This window comes from Variovorax sp. 10N420 (genome assembly GCF_056394705.1).
In genome coordinates this window covers 1-17,004 of sequence record NZ_JBFTIJ010000022.1, presented here as the reverse complement: position 1 = coordinate 17,004, position 17,004 = coordinate 1, and the positions used below count along the sequence as shown (strand labels likewise).

Sequence of the window (17,004 nt, the reverse complement as noted above, 5' to 3'; positions counted from 1 at the left end):
GATGAGTCAAGCCTGCACACACGCGTCGCCTGGTCTAACGCAGGCGACCCTCCGCGCGAAGCCGCCTGCCGATTCGAGCGATCTCCGCCTCGCCTTCCTGGAGAGCTGCGCGCGACGTGTGAACGGAGTAGTAGCCCAGCACCAGGTCGTGCGGATGCGGGACCGCCGATCCGAGGATGAAATCGGTCATGCCGTCCGCCGTGAACGCCAGCGCATCTTCCGATGGCTCGAAGACACCGAGTTCATCCTGCAGGCGCTCTCCGGACACCTGCAAGGCGCCTTCAAGCGCGATGTGCAACATCCCGCAGCACGTCATGGAGCCGATCCTGCTCGATGTGGCGCGCGAACTCGGGGGCAAGTTCCTCTTCAATACCGAGCTGGTTTCGATGACGCAGACCGATGATGCCGTTCGGTCCATCTGCCGTGACCGGCTCAGTGGCGAAGAGTTCGAGGTCGTGTCTCGCTATGCGATCGGATCAGACGGCGACAACAGTGTGGTCGCAAGTTCCATGGGTTTCGAGATGGAAGGAGAGATGGGCCTGGGCGCGGCACTGAACGTCTGGATCGAAGCGGATCTCACTCCCTACGTAGCCCATCGGCCCGGAGTCCTCTACTGGATCACTCAACCGGGCAATGACTACTTCGTGGGCAGCGGAACCTACATCTGCGTGAAGCCCTTCACCGAGTGGGTGATGGTCTCGATGTACGACCCCGCCGCCGGGGAAGCCGACTTGAGCGAGCAAGCCCTCATCGCCCGGGCCCGCGCAACCATCGGTAGTGACGACGTGGCCATCCACATCAAGGGCGTATCGAAAAAAACATGCGCCCGATTTCCAGGGCACTCGGATTCGCACCGGGGCAGACTGAAGCCGAAGGCTGGGCCAATCTCGACGAGCTATTCAGCGACACGGCGCGCGGCCGCGAGCGGCGTGATGCACTGCGCGATGCGGTCGATCTGCAGAACTATCAGTTCAACTGCCACGGTGTGGAACTCGGCCAGATGTACGACTCCGGCGCAGTCGTTCCGGACGGGCGCGTGCGCCCTCCCCCGGTGCGAGACAGCGAGCTCTACTACACGGCCACGACGCAGCCGGGCGCCAGCCTTCCGCATGCGTGGCTCCAGCAGGGGCACTCGCGGGTATCGACCCTGGACCTGGTTGGAAACGGCCGCTTCACCCTGCTGACCGGCGTCGGCGGCGAAGAGTGGCGCATCGCGGCTGCCGCAGTCGCCCGGCGCCTGGGCATCGACCTCAACGTCCATTCCATCGGCGGACCGAACTGCGACGCCCATGACGTCGACGGACGCTGGCACAAGGTCTCCGAACTGTCGGATACCGGCTGCGTGCTCGTGCGCCCGGATCGCCACATCGCCTGGCGAGAGCGGGACATGCCTGACAAGCCTGCCGAAAGGCTCGAACTGGCGATGCGCACCGTGCTCGCATTGCCAACACACCCCTGACACCACCCCCAAGGAGACCGCCATGTCCTGGAACATCGCTGACGAGTCACGCTTCGGAATTCACTCCATCGACCATTTCGCCCTCGAAGTGCCTTCGCTGCCGGAGGCCGAGGCATTCTTCTCGAGCTTTGGACTGCGGGTTGCCAAGCGGCAGCAAAGTCTCGAGCTCAGCGCGCAAGGCCACTCGCACACCTGGGCGCGCATTCACGAGGGGGCTCGCAAGCGACTGGCTTACCTGAGCCTCAACTGCTTCGCGGAAGAGTTCGAAGGCTTGTGTTCCCAACTGCAACGTGCTGGTGCGCGTCCTGCGATAGGGTTGCCCTATGTGGATCGCATAGGCACATGGTTTCTCGATCCGGACGGGAACCTGCTTCAGCTCAAGATCGGACCCAAAACAACCCCCTCGGGCCTGGCGCCCATTGAAGGGATTGCCCGGCGCGCCGGTCAGCGTGGCTCGCAGTCCCGCGCAGGCGCCAGTCGAGTACACCCTGGACGCCTGTCGCACGTCGTCCTGTTCACATCGAGCGTCGACATGTCCCTCGCGTTCTATCGCAACGCCTTGGGGTTGCGCCTGTCGGACCGCTCGGGCAATGCCGTCGCCTTCACACACGCGCGACACGGCAGCGACCATCACCTCATCGCATTCGCCGCAGGCGGCGCCAAAGGCTGGCACCACAGTGCATGGGACGTGGCCAGCGTCGACGAGGTGGGCGCTGGTGCAGAGCAGATGCGCAAGGCGGGCTACACGCAAGGCTGGGGTACCGGCCGTCACGTTCTCGGCTCCAACTACTTTCACTACGTGCGAGACCCCTGGGGATCGTTCGCCGAGTACTCCGCCGAGATGGACTTCGTTCCGAGCGGCACGCTATGGCCCGCCGCGAACCACCCGCCCGAAGACTCCATGTACCTCTGGGGTCCGCAGCTGCCGGCGGACTTCGTGAACAACAACGAGTTCGTCGCATCGCGCGGCGCATCCGCATCCGCATCCGAGATTCGCAACTCCCAACTCAACCGCAAGGAAGCCAGATGATCCCGATTCCAACCATCGCAGCCGCCGCCATGCCCGCAGCCTCCGACTCGGATTCCGATCGGCCCAAAGGCTATGAATGGGATCTTTCTGCTTGTCGCGGTTCCCGGACTCATTGTGGCGATGCTGTCGCAGAAGGTCCTGCGCCAGTCTTCGCCGCGCCAGATCGCCGCTCACAGCATGACGCATGACGCATGACGCCGGGCAGCATTGCTGGCACGAGGTCTTCAGGTACCGCAACGTGCCACTCGCGGTCCTCTGTCAGTTGTTCTGGCTGACCTGCATCGTCGTTGTCGCGGCACTCTTTCCAAGCTATCTCGTCGACTATCTGCACCTCGGCATGGACCAGATGGGCTTTGTGCTGTCTTCGCTTGGTTTCGGGGGAGCGATCGGCGCGTTGACTTTGCCGGCGCTGTCGGACCGCATCGGCCGAAAGCCCGTCATGGTTCTGTCAGCAGTAGGTGCCTTCGTATCGTTCTGGATCTTCCTGCGCACGGGAGCGGAAACGACAACGTTGTTTTTCTGCCTGTTGATTGCAATGGGATGCCTCTGCAGTCTGTTGACGCTGACCGTCGGCCCGATCACTGCCGAGGCGGAGGGCTCTGACCTCGAACGCCTTGCGCCTTATGCGGGGAAGGCTGAACTTCGACAGTCAAGGAAGAAGCTCGAACTTCAGGTCGGAAAGTGGTGTGACCTTTTCCTCGCGCGTCATCTTGTACTCGGTGTTCGGGCCTAGCCATTTGTTCCAGATTTTGTCCAACTCGCCCTTCTTCTCCAACGAATAGAGCGCTTCATTCACCTTGGCCAGCAGCACGGGCTCGTCCTTCTTCATTCCGACACCGACGGGCTGGAAGACCATCGGCTCTTTGATCATCTTGAGTGCGACGCCCTCGCTCTTCGACTGATTGACCAGTTTCGTGATGGTCATGGTGTTTGCCACCATGCCTTGCGACTTGTTCTGCTGGACGGCCATGAAAGCGGACCCGGTATCCTGGAACGTCACCGGGTCGGAACCATTCATCTTGATCGACAGCTCCGATGTCGAGCCTTTGGTCGAGCTCAAGCGCTTGCCCTTGAAGTCGGCCTTGGTCGTGCCTGGGTCTGAAGCCTTCACCGCCAGCATTTCCTTAGCGACGTAGTACGGATCGCTGAACTGAATCTGCTCGCCACGACTCTTCGTATAGGCCAGGTTGGCAATGGTCACGTCAACCCGGCCGAGCTTGACCTCCGGCACCCGCGCTTCAACCGACAACGGAGTGACCTTGGCCGTCAGACCGAGTTCCTTCGCGATCGCGTTGCAGAGGTCAACGTCATGACCCACCATCTCGCGCGTCTTGGGGTCCGGCGCTGCGAAGGGCGGCACGTCGGCGAAGGTGCCGCATTTGAGTTCCTTGCGCGCACTGATCTCGGCCCACTGGTCGGCTTGTGCCGCGAGCGAGCATGCGCAGAGGACCGCGGTGAGAGCGGCATGACGGGTGACGTTGGTTTTGGGCATGGAAACTCCTGGAAGATGTTCAGGCGTGAAAGAGCGAATAGGTCCCGCGGTCAATGCGCACGCAGGTCAGACAGGAAGCGCTGTGCGCGCGGATGCTGGGGCCGGGTGAAAAAGGTTTCCGGGTCGGCCTTTTCGAGGATGCGGCCGGCGTCCATGAACCAGACCCGGTCAGCCACCTCGCGCGCGAAGTTCATCTCATGGGTGACGCACATCATGGTCATGCCGTCATTGGCCAGACTTCGCATGACCGAGAGCACCTCTCCCACCATCTCCGGGTCGAGCGCACTGGTCGGCTCGTCGAAGAGCATCGCGGGCGGCTCCATCGCGAGGGCGCGGGCGATCGCGACGCGTTGCTGCTGACCGCCAGACAGTTGCGCTGGATATGAATTGGCCTTGTTCGACAGGCCCACGCGCTCCAGCAACTGGCCGGCCCGGACTTTGGCATCACTGCGCCTGACACCCAGCACGCGCACGGGAGAAAGCACGATGTTGTCGAGCACGGAGAGATGCGGGAAAAGGTTGAAACTCTGAAAGACGAAGCCAATGCGGCTGCGCAGCTTGTTGAGTGCATTGCCGCTCATCGGCGCATGGATGTCATGGCCGTCGAAGAGCAACTGGCCGGACCTGATTTCCTCGAGCCGGTTGACCGTGCGGATGAGGGTCGACTTACCGGAGCCCGAAGGACCGCAGACCACGACCACCTCCCCCTTCTTGACCTCGGCGTTCACATCCGTCAGGGCCTGGTACTCGCCATACCATTTGTTGATGTTCGAAAACAGAATCATGGTGTCGTCCTCGCCCGGCGGTTTGAGCTCAGCAGCTTTGTGTTCAAGAGAATCCATGGTTTTGTCTCCGTTTGGCATAGGGTTCACCGTCGAATCGCGGTGTCACGGATTGGCTGCTACCGAGGGCAGCGGCGGGTCGTCTTCCGAAGTGGCGGGGGTTGTCGTTCCAAGGCGCTTGTGGGCGACGCGCCGCTCGAGCCATTGCGCGAGTTGCGTGAGGCTGAAGCACACCACGTAGTAGGTCATCGCGAGGATGAAGAAGACCTGGAACGGCTTGGTCAGCAGCTGGTTGTTGATCTGGTTCGCCGCAAAGGTGAGTTCCTGCACGTTGATGACATAGCCCAACGTGGTCTCCTTGATGGTGGAGATGAACTGGCTGAGCATGCTCGGGAGCATGTTGTAGAGGGCTTGGGGCAGGATCACGAAAGCCATGGTGCCCAGGTGGCTGTGGCCCAGCGCGCGGGCTGTTTCCGTCTGTCCCTTGGGGAGGGCCTGGATGCCGGCGCGGACCACTTCCGACAAATACGCGCCTTCATAGATAACCAGCGTGCACAGCATGGTCGTGAAGCCAGAGATCTCCGTTCCGGTCAGAAGCGGCAGAAGGAAGTAGACCCACAGGATGACCATCAGCAGAGGCACACCGCGCACGACGTACACGAGCACAGTGGTAGGCCAGCGCAGCGCGCGCCAGGGAGACAGGCGTGCCAGCGCGAGCGCCACCGATACAGGAAACGCCAGCACAATGCCGAGCACCGAGAGAATGAGGGTGGCGCATATCCCCCCCAGCGGCCCGTTCGGATATTGACCTACCAGAAGCAGCAGCCAGTTGTCGCGCAGGATGTCGAAGATGCCGAACATGTGCCTTACCTCGCCGCGGCAGTGCGATAGTGCCGCGAGATCGCCGCGCCGACGGCCATGATCAGCAGCGAGACCAGCAGATACATCACCGTCGCGAGGCTGTAGGTCTCAAAGGTACGGAAGCTCTGGCTCTCGATCTCCTTGACCGCGTGGGTCAGTTCCGCCACGCCGATGGCCATCGCAAGGCTGCTGTTCTTGAACAGCGACACGCTGTGGTTCACGAGCGCGGGTACGGCGTTGCGCACCGCCTGTGGCAGCAAGACATGCCGCATTGCACCGAAGTAGCCATGGCCGAGTGCACGCGCTGCCTCCGATTGTCCCGGCGCAATCGCACGCAGCCCCGAACGCATGTCTTCGCTGAAGTAGGCCGCCTGGCAAAGGCCCAGCGCGACCACCGAAATGAGTGCCTCTGCGTTGTTGTTTGACAGCCAGGCCTGAACGGCGTCAGGCAACAGGCTGAAGATGCCGAAGTACCAGAGCATCAGCTGCACCAGCGTCGGCACGTTGCGGTGGTAAGACACATAGGCTGCTACCACGCGCTCCGCCACGCGGTTGGTGCCGAGACGGACCACCAGCAGAAGGATGGCCATCGACATCGCGAGCAGCCATGAGCCGAGTGCGATCTTCAGGGTCAGCGCCAATCCATGCAGGAGCATGGCGCCGAAATCGGGCTTCAGCAGGATGGCGAAGAGGTCGAAGTCCTTCATGAGGTCCTCTCGTTGGACAGGCGGCTTGGTCAGGCCCGCACCATCTCCGGCTTGGCGGTGGAAAGGCCGCCGGGTACCTGCAGCGTGGGCGTGATCTCCATGTGGCCGATGTTCACAGCGACAGGTGCCGCGATCGCGAAAGCAATGGCGCTGGCGATGTCCGGGGCCTCTGGCAATTCGTAGCCATCGACGAAGCGCTTGCGCGTCTCCTCGGAGTCGCCATGAACGTGCGCGAAGATATCCGTAGCGACCCGCCCCGGGCAGATCTCGGTCACGCGCACTCGCTTGCCGAAGCAGTCCACGCGCAACTGGCTCGATAGCATGCTGACGGCGGCCTTCGTCGCGTGGTAGGTACTGTTGCCGCCAAAGTTGTAGGCGGCGGCGATCGAACTGATGTTGACGACGTGACCGTTGTCGCGGGCCACCATGCCCGGAACGACGAGGCGGCAGAGATGCAGCACGGCGCGCAGGTTGACGTCCACCAGGAGGTCGATTCCTTCGGCATCGGCCGTCAGGATCGAGCCAGGGCGATCGACGCCGGCGTTGTTCACGAGCACATCGAACTTGACCTCCTTCGTGAGCCTGGTCACGCCTTCCAGGTCGCTCACGTCGATCGCGTGAGGGATGCAGCCCGTGCGCGCGGCGAGTTCCTTGAGCTTGTCGCCGCTCCGGGCCAACGCGTGGACCTCCAGGCCTTCCTTGCGAAGGCGCTCGACGACTGCGGCGCCGATGCCGGAGGAGGCCCCTGTCACGAGGGCGGTCTTGTAATCGGAGAAGGGCATGGGATCACTTTCTTTCTGAAGAGGGGCGACCTGTTTGACCGTGGCTATTTGGCCCTTTTTCGTCGGCTTGAATTCACTGTATCGACCGCACGTCGGTCGCGCCAAGACGGATTGGCTGTGGAGAGATAAGCCACTCTTATGTCGCCCTCGAAGGGTGCAGGTGGGCTTAGGGAAAGCACCATGTCCGTGCCGTTTCAACGGGCTGCGTCAAGCAGACTGGCGTGAGATCGGAACGACGCGACCGTGCGCCTCGACCACCTCGCGCACCCCGCGCGCGAGGGTCACTGCGCCCGGGGTGTCGCCGTGGACCAGGATGGAGTGCACGCGCATCGGTATCTTGTTGCCGGTATAGGTGGTGACGGTCCCCTCTTCCAGCAATTGACGCACACGAGCCAACACCTGATCCGCGTCGTGGATCACCGCGTTCGGCAGCTTGCGTGGGACCAGCAGGCCCGTGTCATCACAGGCGCGATCGGCCAGGAAAGTAGTACGGATACGCAGCCCACAGCGATCCGCCGCATCCTCGATGGCCCGGCTGGCCGAAGAACTGATCGTGAGCGACGAATCGAAGTCCGCCACCGCCCGCACCAGCGGCGCCGCGAGTTCCGCATCCGCCGCCGCCATGTTGCCGAGCGCGCCGTGAAAGCTCATGTGCGTCATGCGGTGCCCGACGGTGCGTGCGATGCCGGCCAGAGCACCGAGCTGGTAGACGACCGCCGCGACGAGTTCGCGCGTGTCCATCTGGATGGCCCGGCGGCCGAAACCGACCAGGTCCGGAAAGCCGACGTGCGCGCCGACGTCGACGCCGCGCTCCAGTGCGGTGCGCACGGTGCGGTCCATCGTCTGCGGGTCGCCTGCATGGAAGCCGCAAGCGACGTTCGCGGATGAGACGATGCCCAGTAGAGCCTCGTCATCGCCCATGCGCCAGCAGCCGAATCCCTCCCCGAGGTCTGCGTTCAGGTCCATGTCCATGAGAGCGTCCTTGGATGTCAGAGGGGGTGCAGGTCGACCAGTGCAGCGCCATAGCCCACTGTTGCGCCATCCTCCACGCGCAGCGCGGCGACGGTGCCGGCTCTGGAGGCGGTCACCGGCAACAGAAGAACGCCGATGCGCAGCAGTCCCAGCGTCTTCCCGGCGTGTACGTGCGTGCCGGCGCGCACGAATGGCGCCGAGGCGCAAGGGTGTGCATGAAGGAACACTCCGACCGAAGCGGAAGTCACGGTGTCCAGAGGCGGCGCATCATCGTTGCGTTGACCGCCGTTCCCCAGCCGCACGGTCGCCTCCGGCATACGCAACTCGAGAAAGCCGATGCCGTACGCCGCCATCCAGCGGGCGATCTGGTGCAGTTCGTCGGGCGCCTTCTTCACGCGGCGACTCCCGTTGGCGCGGTGCGTTGCAGCGCCACCATGCGCGCCACCTTCGCGAGCCAGCCTTCCTTCTCATCGAGCGCGGCCACAGCCTCTTCCCAGGTGGTCTCGATGAAGCGAATTCGGCTGCCGATCGGCGCCTGGCCCAGACGCCATAGATCGGCTTCGATCACCGCGCCAAATTTAGGGTAGCCGCCCGATGGTTGTGCATCTCGCATCTGGATGATGGGTTGACCGCTGTGAGGCACCTGGATCACGCCCGGAACGATGCCATGCGAACGCAATTCCATCGGCGCAAGCGGCCTCAACTCGGCGCCGGACAGCCGGTATCCGTAGCGGTCACTCTGGGCCGTGATGCGCCACTCGCCGGCCCAAAAAGCCTCGCGCGACGTCGCCTCGAAACCCAGGTACTCGGCGCCAGGCAGCACCCGCAGTGCGACTTTTCCGTCGCGTTGCTGAGGCAAGGCGATGGATGGCGGCACCAGCCCGAAGCCGGTGCGGCAGGCGCGCTTCGGATCGGCGGCCCGCAGGACGTCTCCCTTGCGCAGCGCCCGGCCCGCATGGCCGCCGAAGGCGCCACGCAGCTGCGTGCTTCGAGATCCAAGCACCTCCGGCACGTCGATTCCGCCCGGCAGGCACAGCACGGCGCGGCTCGCCCGCTGATTACCCTGCGGGACGCCCAGCGACAGCACCTGACCGGCGCGTGCATGGTGCGACCACCACGGAAGCAGCGATTCGGCATCCAGCTTCGCGCCCCAATCCGCGCCGGTCAACGCAAAGATGCTGTCTTCGGCGAAGCGAACCTTGAATGGAAAGACAGGGATCTCGATGCCCGCGGCACCCGGGTCATTGCCCAGCAGCAGGTTGCCCGCGGCCAAGGCCAGATCGTCCATGGCGCCGGCCGTACCGACGCCAAAGCGCAGGCTGCCCACGCGCCCAAGGTCCTGCACGGTCGCGAGCGCCGCATTGGAAAGTATTTCGATCATGCGTCTATCCCTTCGACAAGAAATCGAATGCGGTCACCCGGCTGCAGCGTGGCTGGCGGGTTTCGCCCCGGGTCGAAGAAGCTCATGGTGGTGCTTCCGATGGTGTTCCAGCCGCTCGGGCCCGCCGACGCCGAAACCCCGGTCTGTGCGCCGCCGATCGATACCGCGCCGCCCGGAATGCTGAGCACCGGCACCTGGCGCCGCGGCGTTGCAATCCGAGGATCCATGCCGCCGAGATAGCAGTAGCCCGGATGGCTGCCAAGCGCGTACACCAAGTACAGCGGCGCGCTGTGCAACTCCACGATCTCCTCGACAGACAATCCCGTGTGCGCAACGACGTCCCCCATGTGTGGGCCGGCCATGCCTCCATAGCGCACCGGCAACTCGACGATGCGGCCCTCGCGGGTGAGCGGCGTGACGGCTTCCCACGAAGCCGCCAGGCGTGCCTTCAGCTCGTCAAGCACGCGCGGCGGACGAACGAAGCTCAGCATCAAGTTGTTCATGCCGGGGACCGCCTCGCGCACCTCGGGCCATGCGGCCACCTCCTGCGCGAGTGCCCAGATGCGCTGCTGTGAACCAAGCTCCATCGCGCCGGGCGCTTCGAAGAGCAGCGCAGTGGTGCCGAGCGGGCTCATCGTTGGAGCCGATCCAGATGTCGAGAGGGTCACTGCGTGCTCCTGCGCTGCAGCCAGCGCTCGAGGTGGTGGATGTCGACCCCCCCGGTGACGAAGCCGTCATCCTGAAGGAGCGCGCGATGCAGCGCTACGTTGGTTGCGATGCCCTCGACTTCCAGTTCGCTCAGCGCGAGCCGCATGCGGTCAAGCGCGTCCTCGCGGCTCGCGCCGTGCACGATCAACTTGCCGATCATCGAGTCGTAGTACGGTGGAACGCGATAGCCCACCCCCGCGTGCGAATCGAAGCGCACGCCAAAGCCTCCCGGCACGCGCCAGCCCGTGATGCGTCCCGGTGACGGAGCGAAGCTGTTGGGGTCCTCCGCATTGATGCGGCATTCGATCGAATGTCCCGCACAAAGGACGTCGGCCTGCGTGATCGTCAATCGCTCGCCGCGCGCCATTCGCAGCTGTTGCTGCACGATGTCGATGCCGGTGGTCATCTCGGTCACCGGGTGCTCGACTTGCAGCCTGGTGTTCATCTCGATGAAATAGAAGGCGCCCTTCTCGTAGAGAAACTCGAAAGTGCCGACGCCGCAGTAGCCGATCTGCCGGCAGGCCGCCGCGCAACTCTCCCCGACCTCCGCCATCAGCGCCTCGTCGATCCCCGGTGCTGGGGCCTCCTCGATCACCTTCTGGTGCCGACGCTGGAGGGAGCAGTCCCGGCTTCCGAGCCAGATGGCGTGACCATGCCTGTCGGCAAGCACCTGGATCTCGACGTGCCGCGGATGCAGCAGGAACTTCTCGATATAGACCTCCGGATTGCCGAAGGCGCGCCGTGCCTCCTCCCGTGTGAGCGCGAGCGCCTCCAGCAGCTCGCCCTCCTCCCGCACCACGCGCATGCCCCGACCGCCTCCCCCGCCGGCCGCCTTGACGATCACCGGGTAGCCGACTTCGAGTGCAAGTGCTCGGACGGCCTGAGGATCGTCGGGCAGTCCATCATCGGGCCCCGGAACGCAGGGCACGCCGGCGCGTCGCATTGCGCGCTTTGCCGACACCTTGTCGCCCATCACCCGAATGCAGGCGGCGCTCGGTCCGACAAACTGAAGTCCGGCCTGCTCGACTTTTTCCACGAAGCCCGCGTTCTCCGAAAGAAAGCCGTAGCCGGGATGGATCGCCTGCGCTCCGCTCACCTCCGCCGCATAGAGCAGCGCCGATTGATTGAGGTAGCTATGGCCAGGACTGGCCGGCCCGATACACAGCGCCTGGTCTGCCTGTTGCACATAAACGGCGTCGCTATCGGCCTCGGAATGCGCGACCACGGTCTTGATGCCGAGGCCGTGACAGGCGCGCAAGATACGCAATGCGATTTCGCCACGGTTTGCAATGAGAACGGTGTCAAACATGGCGACCTCAGGCCAAGCGAAACAAGCGCTGGCCGGCTTCGACCTCCTGGCCCGAATGCACGAGCACTTCGGCGATGGTCGCGTCGGTCTCTGCCCGAACTTCGTTGAAGACCTTCATCGCCTCGATCACGCACAGCGTGTGCCCCGCCAGCACCGATTGCCCCGGCTTCACGAACAAGGGCTCACCCGGCGCGGGCTGGAGATGAATTACGCCGTAAAGCGGCGCGAGGCACTCGATGGGGCTCGCGCCCGAGCCGTCGCCCGACGGGTCTGCTCGAGGCAGCCCGCGGTGATCATCGCGGCGGTCGTTCGCCTTTCCAGGCGCGTCCGCAGAATCCCCATCGACGACCGGATTGAGCGGGGTCAAAGAGTTCGAAGTCGCTTGCTTCACGAGCCGCAGCGTGCATCCGTCTTCGCTGTACTCCAGCTCCGACAGCTCCGATGCCGCCAAAGCCTCGATGAGGATTCGAATTTGTTCCTGGTTCATGCCGGACCCGCCGAATCACGGCGGGATCTCCTTGGTGGCCGACGCATTCCGCGAACACGTGACGGCAGACATGAAAGGTAGCCCGCGAACGCTGCGAAGCCAAAGACGGATTGACTGTGCCGGGATAAGGCCCGCTTATGACGCCGCGGCGATCGGCCGTCCGCCGCTCGCAACGGCGTTGCTCGACAGCTCCGTGACCAACTCCAGCAGAATGTCCTTCACTGCCTGGGCAGGCTCGGACAGCGGCAGGTGGTCCGACTGGCACAGCGCCAGAGGCGCCTCGATCACAGGGTCGACGATCTGGAACTGCCAGGCACCACACGCGGCCACCACCTCGCGGGCCATCGAGGCGGGCAGGATCGTGGCGCCCAGTCCGTCGGCCACCGCCGCGGTCAACGTGAAGGCCGATTCGATCTCTGCCGCAATGCGCGGCGCGCCGCCGATCCCGCTGAAGGCCGCATCGACCAGCTTGCGTACCACGTTGTAGGGACGCGGCAGGAACAACTCCATCTCGCGCAGATCAGCCAGCCGGACCGGCTGAGCCGGCGCCGGGATCGACGCCGGCCCGACCAGATACAGCGGCTCCTTGAGCAGCGGCAGGAAGGTCAGCCCGTGGATAGCCTTGTCACCATAGAGCACGGCCAGGTCCATGCGGCCGTTCATGATCAACTCGCTCAGCGTGGTGCCGTAGTTCTCATTGAGGTAGAGCAGGATGCCCGGGTGGCGCGCACGAACGGTGCGCAGCAGGGGCAGCGAGAGCGCCGCCGCCGCGGTGCCCGGAGCAAGACCGACCGACACCTGGCCCGAGACGCCCTGCCCCGCGGCCTCCATGTCGGTTTGCGCCTGCTCGCACTGGCGCAGGATGATCTGTGCATGGCGGTACAGCACCTTGCCCGCCTCGGTCGGGGTCACCCCTCGCTTCGTACGCACCAGCAGTTGCTGCCGCACCTCGCCCTCGAGCGTGGCCAGTTGCTGGCTCAGCGCCGGTTGGGCGATGAAAAGCACCTCGGCGGCCTGGGTCAGGCTGCCAATGTCCACGATCTTGACAAAGTACTTGAGTCGCCGCAGGTTCACGCCGGCCTCCGAAGCAAAAGTCGAGCCTAGCACTGGCGAAGCGAGGGGGTCATCAGGGGGTTCCATAAGCTCTCCCTATACGACCAGAGCGATCTCGTCTTGGCGTCGAAAGCGCGATCTGCGTACCGTAGGGTCCTGCCATCCCACTCCAGGAAGTCATGACCACCTCCCGCATTGCACAGCGCGTACGGCGCATCAAGCCCTCGCCCAGCACCTCCGCCGCCGATCGCGCCAACGAGCTGCGTCGCCAAGGTAAATCCATCGTCAACCTCGTCGTCGGCGAGCCGGACTTCGACACGCCGCTGCACATCCGCCAGGCAGCGGCCGCAGCGATGAACAAGGGCGCCACGCGCTACACGCTGATGGCGGGAACGGTCGAGCTGCGGCAGGCGATCGCAGGCAAGCTCCAGCGTGAAAACAGCTTGACCTATGCGATGAACGAGATCATCGCCACCAATGGCGCCAAGAGCGCGATCTTCAATGCCTTCGCGATCACGCTCGAGGCGGGCGACGAGGTCATCGTGCCTGCGCCCTACTGGGTCTCCTACCCGGACATGGTTCTCGCTTGCGATGGCAAGCCGGTGATCGTCGGTTGCCCCGAGGTCAACGGTTTCAAGCTCACACCCGCTCAACTTGAGGGCGCCATCACTGCGCGCACCCGCTGGCTGCTCGTCAATTCACCGAGCAATCCGACCGGCGCGGCCTACACCGCCGACGAGTACCGCGCACTGGCCGATGTGCTGGCGCGCCATCCACACGTCATGGTGATGACCGATGACATTTACGAGCACATCCGCTTCGACGGCGAGAAGACGCCACATATCCTGGCTGTGGCACCCGAGTTGCGGGATCGCACGCTGGTGGTGAACGGCGTCTCGAAAACCTATGCAATGACCGGCTGGCGTATCGGCTACGTGGCCGGTCCCGCCGACCTGATTCGCGCGATGGACACGCTGCTGTCGCAGTCGACCGGCAACTGCTGCTCGATCAGCCAGGCGGCCGCGGCCGCCGCGATGAACGGGGACCAGTCGTTCGTTGCAGAGAGCGTTGCTGTCTACAAGCAGCGCCGCGATCGAACGCTCGCGCTGATCAACGCCACCCCCGGCCTGAGTTGCGCCACGCCGCCGGGCGCGTTCTACCTGTACATCAACTGCTCGGGCTTGATTGGCAAGACCACACCCGCCGGCAAGAAGTTGAGCGAAGACGGGGACGTCGTCATGTATCTGCTCGAAAGCGCCGGGGTCGCCACGGTCGCCGGCACGGCGTACGGCCTCTCACCTTACTTCCGCCTGTCCATCGCGACGTCGGTCGAGATCCTGGAAGAAGGCTGCTCACGGATCGCCCGTGCCGTCACCGAGCTGCACTGAACACGTCGCGAGCCGTCCCGCCATTCAACCAAGAACCCGCGAAGCACCATGCCCTACAAAGCCATCCGCAAGAACCCGTCGGCCACACAGGTCAATCCCAAGATTCTCGAGGCCCTGCGTGAGATCCCCGTCGCCGCGCTGAGCGACAACATGCACCGCAACATCGGCACGACCGGTCTCAACCCCTACCACCGTCCTGTCGCGCACACCATGGCGGGCACTGCCGTCACCGCGCGCTCACGCGGTGGCGACAACCTGACCTATCTGCGTGCACTCGAGTTCTGCCGCCCCGGCGATGTGCTGGTCATCGATGCCGGGGGCATCCTCAACAACGCCGTTGTCGGCGGCATCCTGTCTTTCTACGCAGCCCACATCGGCGTCCGCGGGGTCGTCGTGGATGGCGCGATCCGTGATGTGGCCGAAATCCGCGAACGCGAGTTTCCGGTCTACGCGCGCGGCATCACCCATCGTGGCCCCTACAAGGACGGCCCCGGAGAGATCAACGTTCCCGTGTCCGTGGGCGGCATGGTGGTCAATCCGGGCGACATCGTGGTGGGCGACCAGGACGGGTTGATGGCGTTTTCGCCGGAAGAGGCCGAACTGCTCATCAAGAAAGCGCGTGCCCATCTGGACACCGAAGCAGAGACGATCCGCGCCATGAAGGAAGGCCGCTGGGACCGGTCGTTCATCGATGCGCTCGAGGCGCGCTGCCCGAACTGAGGGAAAAGACAATGCGACCCTCCATTCTTCTGACCAGGGCCACCTTTCCCGACATTGCAGACCGCCTCCGGACGCACTTCGAGGTCGAGGACAACCCCGAGGACACCATCTGGAGCGCCGATGAACTGAATCGCCGACTCCAGGGCAAACATGGCGTGATGAGCACTGGCAGCGAGCGCATCGACGCCACGTTGCTGGACGCCTGTCCCCAACTCAAGGCCGTCTGCAATGTCGGCGTGGGCTACAACAACGTGGATGTCGCCGCCTGCACGGCACGGGGCGTGCTGGTGACCAACACGCCGACGTGCTGACCGAAACCACCGCCGATTACGGGTTCGCCCTGATGATGGCGACCGCGCGCCGCATTGGAGAGTCCGAGCGCTTCCTGCGCCGCGGCGAGTGGACCAAGACCGGTATCTACGACATGTTCGTCGGTGGCGACGTGCATGGCGCCACGCTGGGCATCCTCGGGATGGGGCGGATCGGACAGGCGATTGCGCGCCGAGGCGCAGCCGGGTTCGGCATGAACGTGATCTATCACAACCGTTCGCGCCTGCCCGAAGCGCTCGAAGCCAAAAGCGCGGCCCGGTATGTCGACAGGCAGACACTGCTGAAAGAGGCGGACCACCTCGTGCTCGTGGTGCCCTACTCCTCCGCGTCCCACCACGCGATCGGCGCTGCCGAGCTGTCGCTGATGAAGCGCTCCGCGACCCTTACCAACATCGCACGCGGGGGCATCGTCGATGACGCTGCATTGGCGCAAGCACTGCGAGATGGCACGATCGCCGCAGCAGGCCTGGACGTGTTCGAGGGCGAGCCCGGCATCCATCCCGATCTCCTTGCCGTGCCAAACGTCGTACTGACCCCGCACATCGGCAGCGCCTCGGTACGCACGCGTCATGCCATGGCGGCACTCACGGCGGACAACCTGATCGCCGCGCTCGGCTTCGGCCCGGCCGCCGGGCGCCCATTGACGCCCGTCAACCCGCAAGTCCTGGAAAACTGAACGATGCCGCACAAGCTACTCGTCATGGGCGTGGCAGGTTGTGGCAAGTCGAGCGTCGCCGCGTCGCTGGCGCGCGCCCTGCAAGGCCGGCTCATCGAGGGCGACGACTACCACCTGCCGGAGAGCCAGGAGAAGATGCGGCGAGGCATTGCCCTCAACGACCGTGACAGGGACCCATGGATCGCCAAGCTCGGTTCGCTGATGTCCGCGGCTTCTGAGCACACGGTGCTCACCTGCTCCGCGCTCAAGCGCAGCTACCGCGAACGCCTGCGCAGCGCCGAGCCGGCAATGAAGATTGTCTTCCTCGAAATCAGCCGCGAAGCATCCAAGGCCCGCGTCGCTGCGCGCCCGGCGCATCTGTTCCCGGCCAGTCTCGTGGACAACCAGTTCCAAGTGCTCGAGCCGCCCGTCGGCGAGCCCGGCGTGTTCCGGACAGATGCATTGCAGCCGATTCAGGCGCAGTGCGATGCCGTGCTGGGCTGGCTCGGCGAAACCCCTTTTCCTGTTGGAGATTCGTGTGCACTCCGTCCTCAAGTCGTTTGATCTCACCGGCCGAACCGCACTCCTCACCGGCTCCAGCGCCGGCATCGGATATGCACTCGCGCGAGGCCTGGCAGGGGCGGGCGCCCGCGTGATCCTCAATGCCCGTTCCCCTGACAAGCTGGAGAAGGCCGCGGCGCAATTGCGCGGCGAAGGCGGCACGGTCTTCACCGCGGCTTTCGACGTCAGCGATGGCAATGCCGTGAACGCTGCGGTCGAACGGATCGAAGCCGATATCGGACCGATCGACATCCTGGTCAACAACGCCGGCATGCAGCGCCGCGCACCGCTGGACCAGTTCGACGAAGCGCATTGGCACGAGCTGAT

Annotated in this window: 20 protein-coding genes and 2 pseudogenes; 9 read left to right on the top strand and 13 right to left on the bottom strand. The window is 64.3% G+C overall.

What is annotated here, in order from left to right:
- Nucleotides 1-34: 34 nt before the first annotated feature.
- Nucleotides 35-316, bottom strand: coding sequence for a hypothetical protein (locus tag AC1DEK_RS29015; RefSeq protein ID WP_478128779.1), 282 nt, complete (start codon nt 314-316; stop codon nt 35-37).
- On the opposite strand from AC1DEK_RS29015, the pseudogene AC1DEK_RS29010 reads away from it, so the two are divergent.
- The 4 genes and pseudogenes from AC1DEK_RS29010 to AC1DEK_RS28995 form a co-directional block, all read left to right on the top strand.
- Nucleotides 291-770: pseudogene (locus tag AC1DEK_RS29010) on the top strand (FAD-dependent monooxygenase); the annotation flags it as partial. The gene AC1DEK_RS29015 and the pseudogene AC1DEK_RS29010 sit on opposite strands and share 26 nt — an antisense overlap.
- A gap of 50 nt (nt 771-820) precedes the next feature.
- A complete protein-coding gene (locus AC1DEK_RS29005; protein WP_478128778.1) occupies nt 821-1,459 on the top strand; it encodes an aromatic-ring hydroxylase C-terminal domain-containing protein in 639 nt (212 codons plus the stop codon).
- A gap of 22 nt (nt 1,460-1,481) precedes the next feature.
- The gene (locus AC1DEK_RS29000) at nt 1,482-2,489 is read left to right on the top strand and encodes a VOC family protein (RefSeq protein ID WP_478128777.1); all 1,008 of its coding nucleotides are present in this window, start codon (nt 1,482-1,484) and stop codon (nt 2,487-2,489) included.
- A gap of 184 nt (nt 2,490-2,673) precedes the next feature.
- Complete coding sequence (locus tag AC1DEK_RS28995) at nt 2,674-3,222, top strand: MFS transporter (RefSeq protein ID WP_478128776.1); 549 nt, start codon at nt 2,674-2,676, stop codon at nt 3,220-3,222.
- Here AC1DEK_RS28995 and AC1DEK_RS28990 read toward each other — a convergent pair.
- The 12 genes from AC1DEK_RS28990 to nac all read right to left on the bottom strand — a co-directional run bounded on the left by AC1DEK_RS28990 (nt 3,139) and on the right by nac (nt 13,044).
- Entirely contained in the window at nt 3,139-3,981 is an 843-nt protein-coding gene (locus AC1DEK_RS28990) for an ABC transporter substrate-binding protein (RefSeq protein WP_478128775.1), read from the bottom strand. The genes AC1DEK_RS28995 and AC1DEK_RS28990 overlap by 84 nt on opposite strands.
- Before the next feature lie 50 nt (nt 3,982-4,031).
- Entirely contained in the window at nt 4,032-4,766 is a 735-nt protein-coding gene (locus AC1DEK_RS28985) for an amino acid ABC transporter ATP-binding protein (RefSeq protein WP_478128808.1), read from the bottom strand.
- A gap of 102 nt (nt 4,767-4,868) precedes the next feature.
- Nucleotides 4,869-5,624, bottom strand: coding sequence for an amino acid ABC transporter permease (locus AC1DEK_RS28980; RefSeq protein ID WP_478128774.1), 756 nt, complete (start codon nt 5,622-5,624; stop codon nt 4,869-4,871).
- Between the two features lie 5 nt (nt 5,625-5,629).
- Complete coding sequence (locus AC1DEK_RS28975) at nt 5,630-6,331, bottom strand: amino acid ABC transporter permease (RefSeq protein ID WP_478128773.1); 702 nt, start codon at nt 6,329-6,331, stop codon at nt 5,630-5,632.
- Between the two features lie 29 nt (nt 6,332-6,360).
- The gene (locus AC1DEK_RS28970) at nt 6,361-7,113 is read right to left on the bottom strand and encodes an SDR family oxidoreductase (RefSeq protein ID WP_478128772.1); all 753 of its coding nucleotides are present in this window, start codon (nt 7,111-7,113) and stop codon (nt 6,361-6,363) included.
- 207 nt (nt 7,114-7,320) lie between these two features.
- Complete coding sequence (locus tag AC1DEK_RS28965) at nt 7,321-8,085, bottom strand: LamB/YcsF family protein (RefSeq protein WP_478128771.1); 765 nt, start codon at nt 8,083-8,085, stop codon at nt 7,321-7,323.
- A gap of 17 nt (nt 8,086-8,102) precedes the next feature.
- Nucleotides 8,103-8,480, bottom strand: coding sequence for an acetyl-CoA carboxylase biotin carboxyl carrier protein (locus AC1DEK_RS28960; protein ID WP_478128770.1), 378 nt, complete (start codon nt 8,478-8,480; stop codon nt 8,103-8,105).
- Nucleotides 8,477-9,466: a 5-oxoprolinase subunit C family protein gene (locus AC1DEK_RS28955; RefSeq protein ID WP_478128769.1), complete on the bottom strand. Its 990-nt coding sequence runs from the start codon at nt 9,464-9,466 to the stop codon at nt 8,477-8,479. Before AC1DEK_RS28955 ends, AC1DEK_RS28960 begins: the two co-directional genes overlap by 4 nt.
- Nucleotides 9,463-10,101, bottom strand: coding sequence for a 5-oxoprolinase subunit PxpB (gene pxpB / locus AC1DEK_RS28950; protein WP_478128807.1), 639 nt, complete (start codon nt 10,099-10,101; stop codon nt 9,463-9,465). The genes AC1DEK_RS28955 and pxpB overlap by 4 nt, the downstream gene beginning before the upstream one ends.
- Nucleotides 10,102-10,130: 29 nt before the next feature.
- Nucleotides 10,131-11,483 (bottom strand): acetyl-CoA carboxylase biotin carboxylase subunit, encoded by a 1,353-nt coding sequence (gene accC / locus AC1DEK_RS28945; protein WP_478128768.1) that lies wholly within the window; start codon nt 11,481-11,483, stop codon nt 10,131-10,133.
- 7 nt (nt 11,484-11,490) lie between these two features.
- A complete protein-coding gene (locus AC1DEK_RS28940; protein WP_478128767.1) occupies nt 11,491-11,970 on the bottom strand; it encodes an acetyl-CoA carboxylase biotin carboxyl carrier protein in 480 nt (159 codons plus the stop codon).
- Nucleotides 11,971-12,105: 135 nt separating this feature from the next.
- Nucleotides 12,106-13,044, bottom strand: a complete 939-nt coding sequence (gene nac / locus AC1DEK_RS28935; RefSeq protein ID WP_478128806.1) for a nitrogen assimilation transcriptional regulator NAC — start codon at nt 13,042-13,044, stop codon at nt 12,106-12,108.
- 158 nt (nt 13,045-13,202) lie between these two features.
- On the opposite strand from nac, the gene AC1DEK_RS28930 reads away from it, so the two are divergent.
- The 5 genes and pseudogenes from AC1DEK_RS28930 to AC1DEK_RS28910 form a co-directional block, all read left to right on the top strand.
- Entirely contained in the window at nt 13,203-14,411 is a 1,209-nt protein-coding gene (locus tag AC1DEK_RS28930) for an aspartate transaminase (RefSeq protein WP_478128766.1), read from the top strand.
- A 48-nt stretch (nt 14,412-14,459) separates the two neighbouring features.
- The gene (locus tag AC1DEK_RS28925) at nt 14,460-15,131 is read left to right on the top strand and encodes an RraA family protein (protein WP_478128765.1); all 672 of its coding nucleotides are present in this window, start codon (nt 14,460-14,462) and stop codon (nt 15,129-15,131) included.
- Nucleotides 15,132-15,142: 11 nt separating this feature from the next.
- Nucleotides 15,143-16,137 (top strand): annotated as a pseudogene (locus AC1DEK_RS28920) (2-hydroxyacid dehydrogenase).
- A 3-nt stretch (nt 16,138-16,140) separates the two neighbouring features.
- Complete coding sequence (locus tag AC1DEK_RS28915; RefSeq protein ID WP_478128764.1) at nt 16,141-16,680, top strand: gluconokinase; 540 nt, start codon at nt 16,141-16,143, stop codon at nt 16,678-16,680.
- Nucleotides 16,655-17,004, top strand: a 350-nt coding sequence (locus tag AC1DEK_RS28910; protein ID WP_478128763.1) for an SDR family NAD(P)-dependent oxidoreductase, incomplete at its 3' end; no start/stop codon positions are given. The genes AC1DEK_RS28915 and AC1DEK_RS28910, both read left to right, overlap by 26 nt.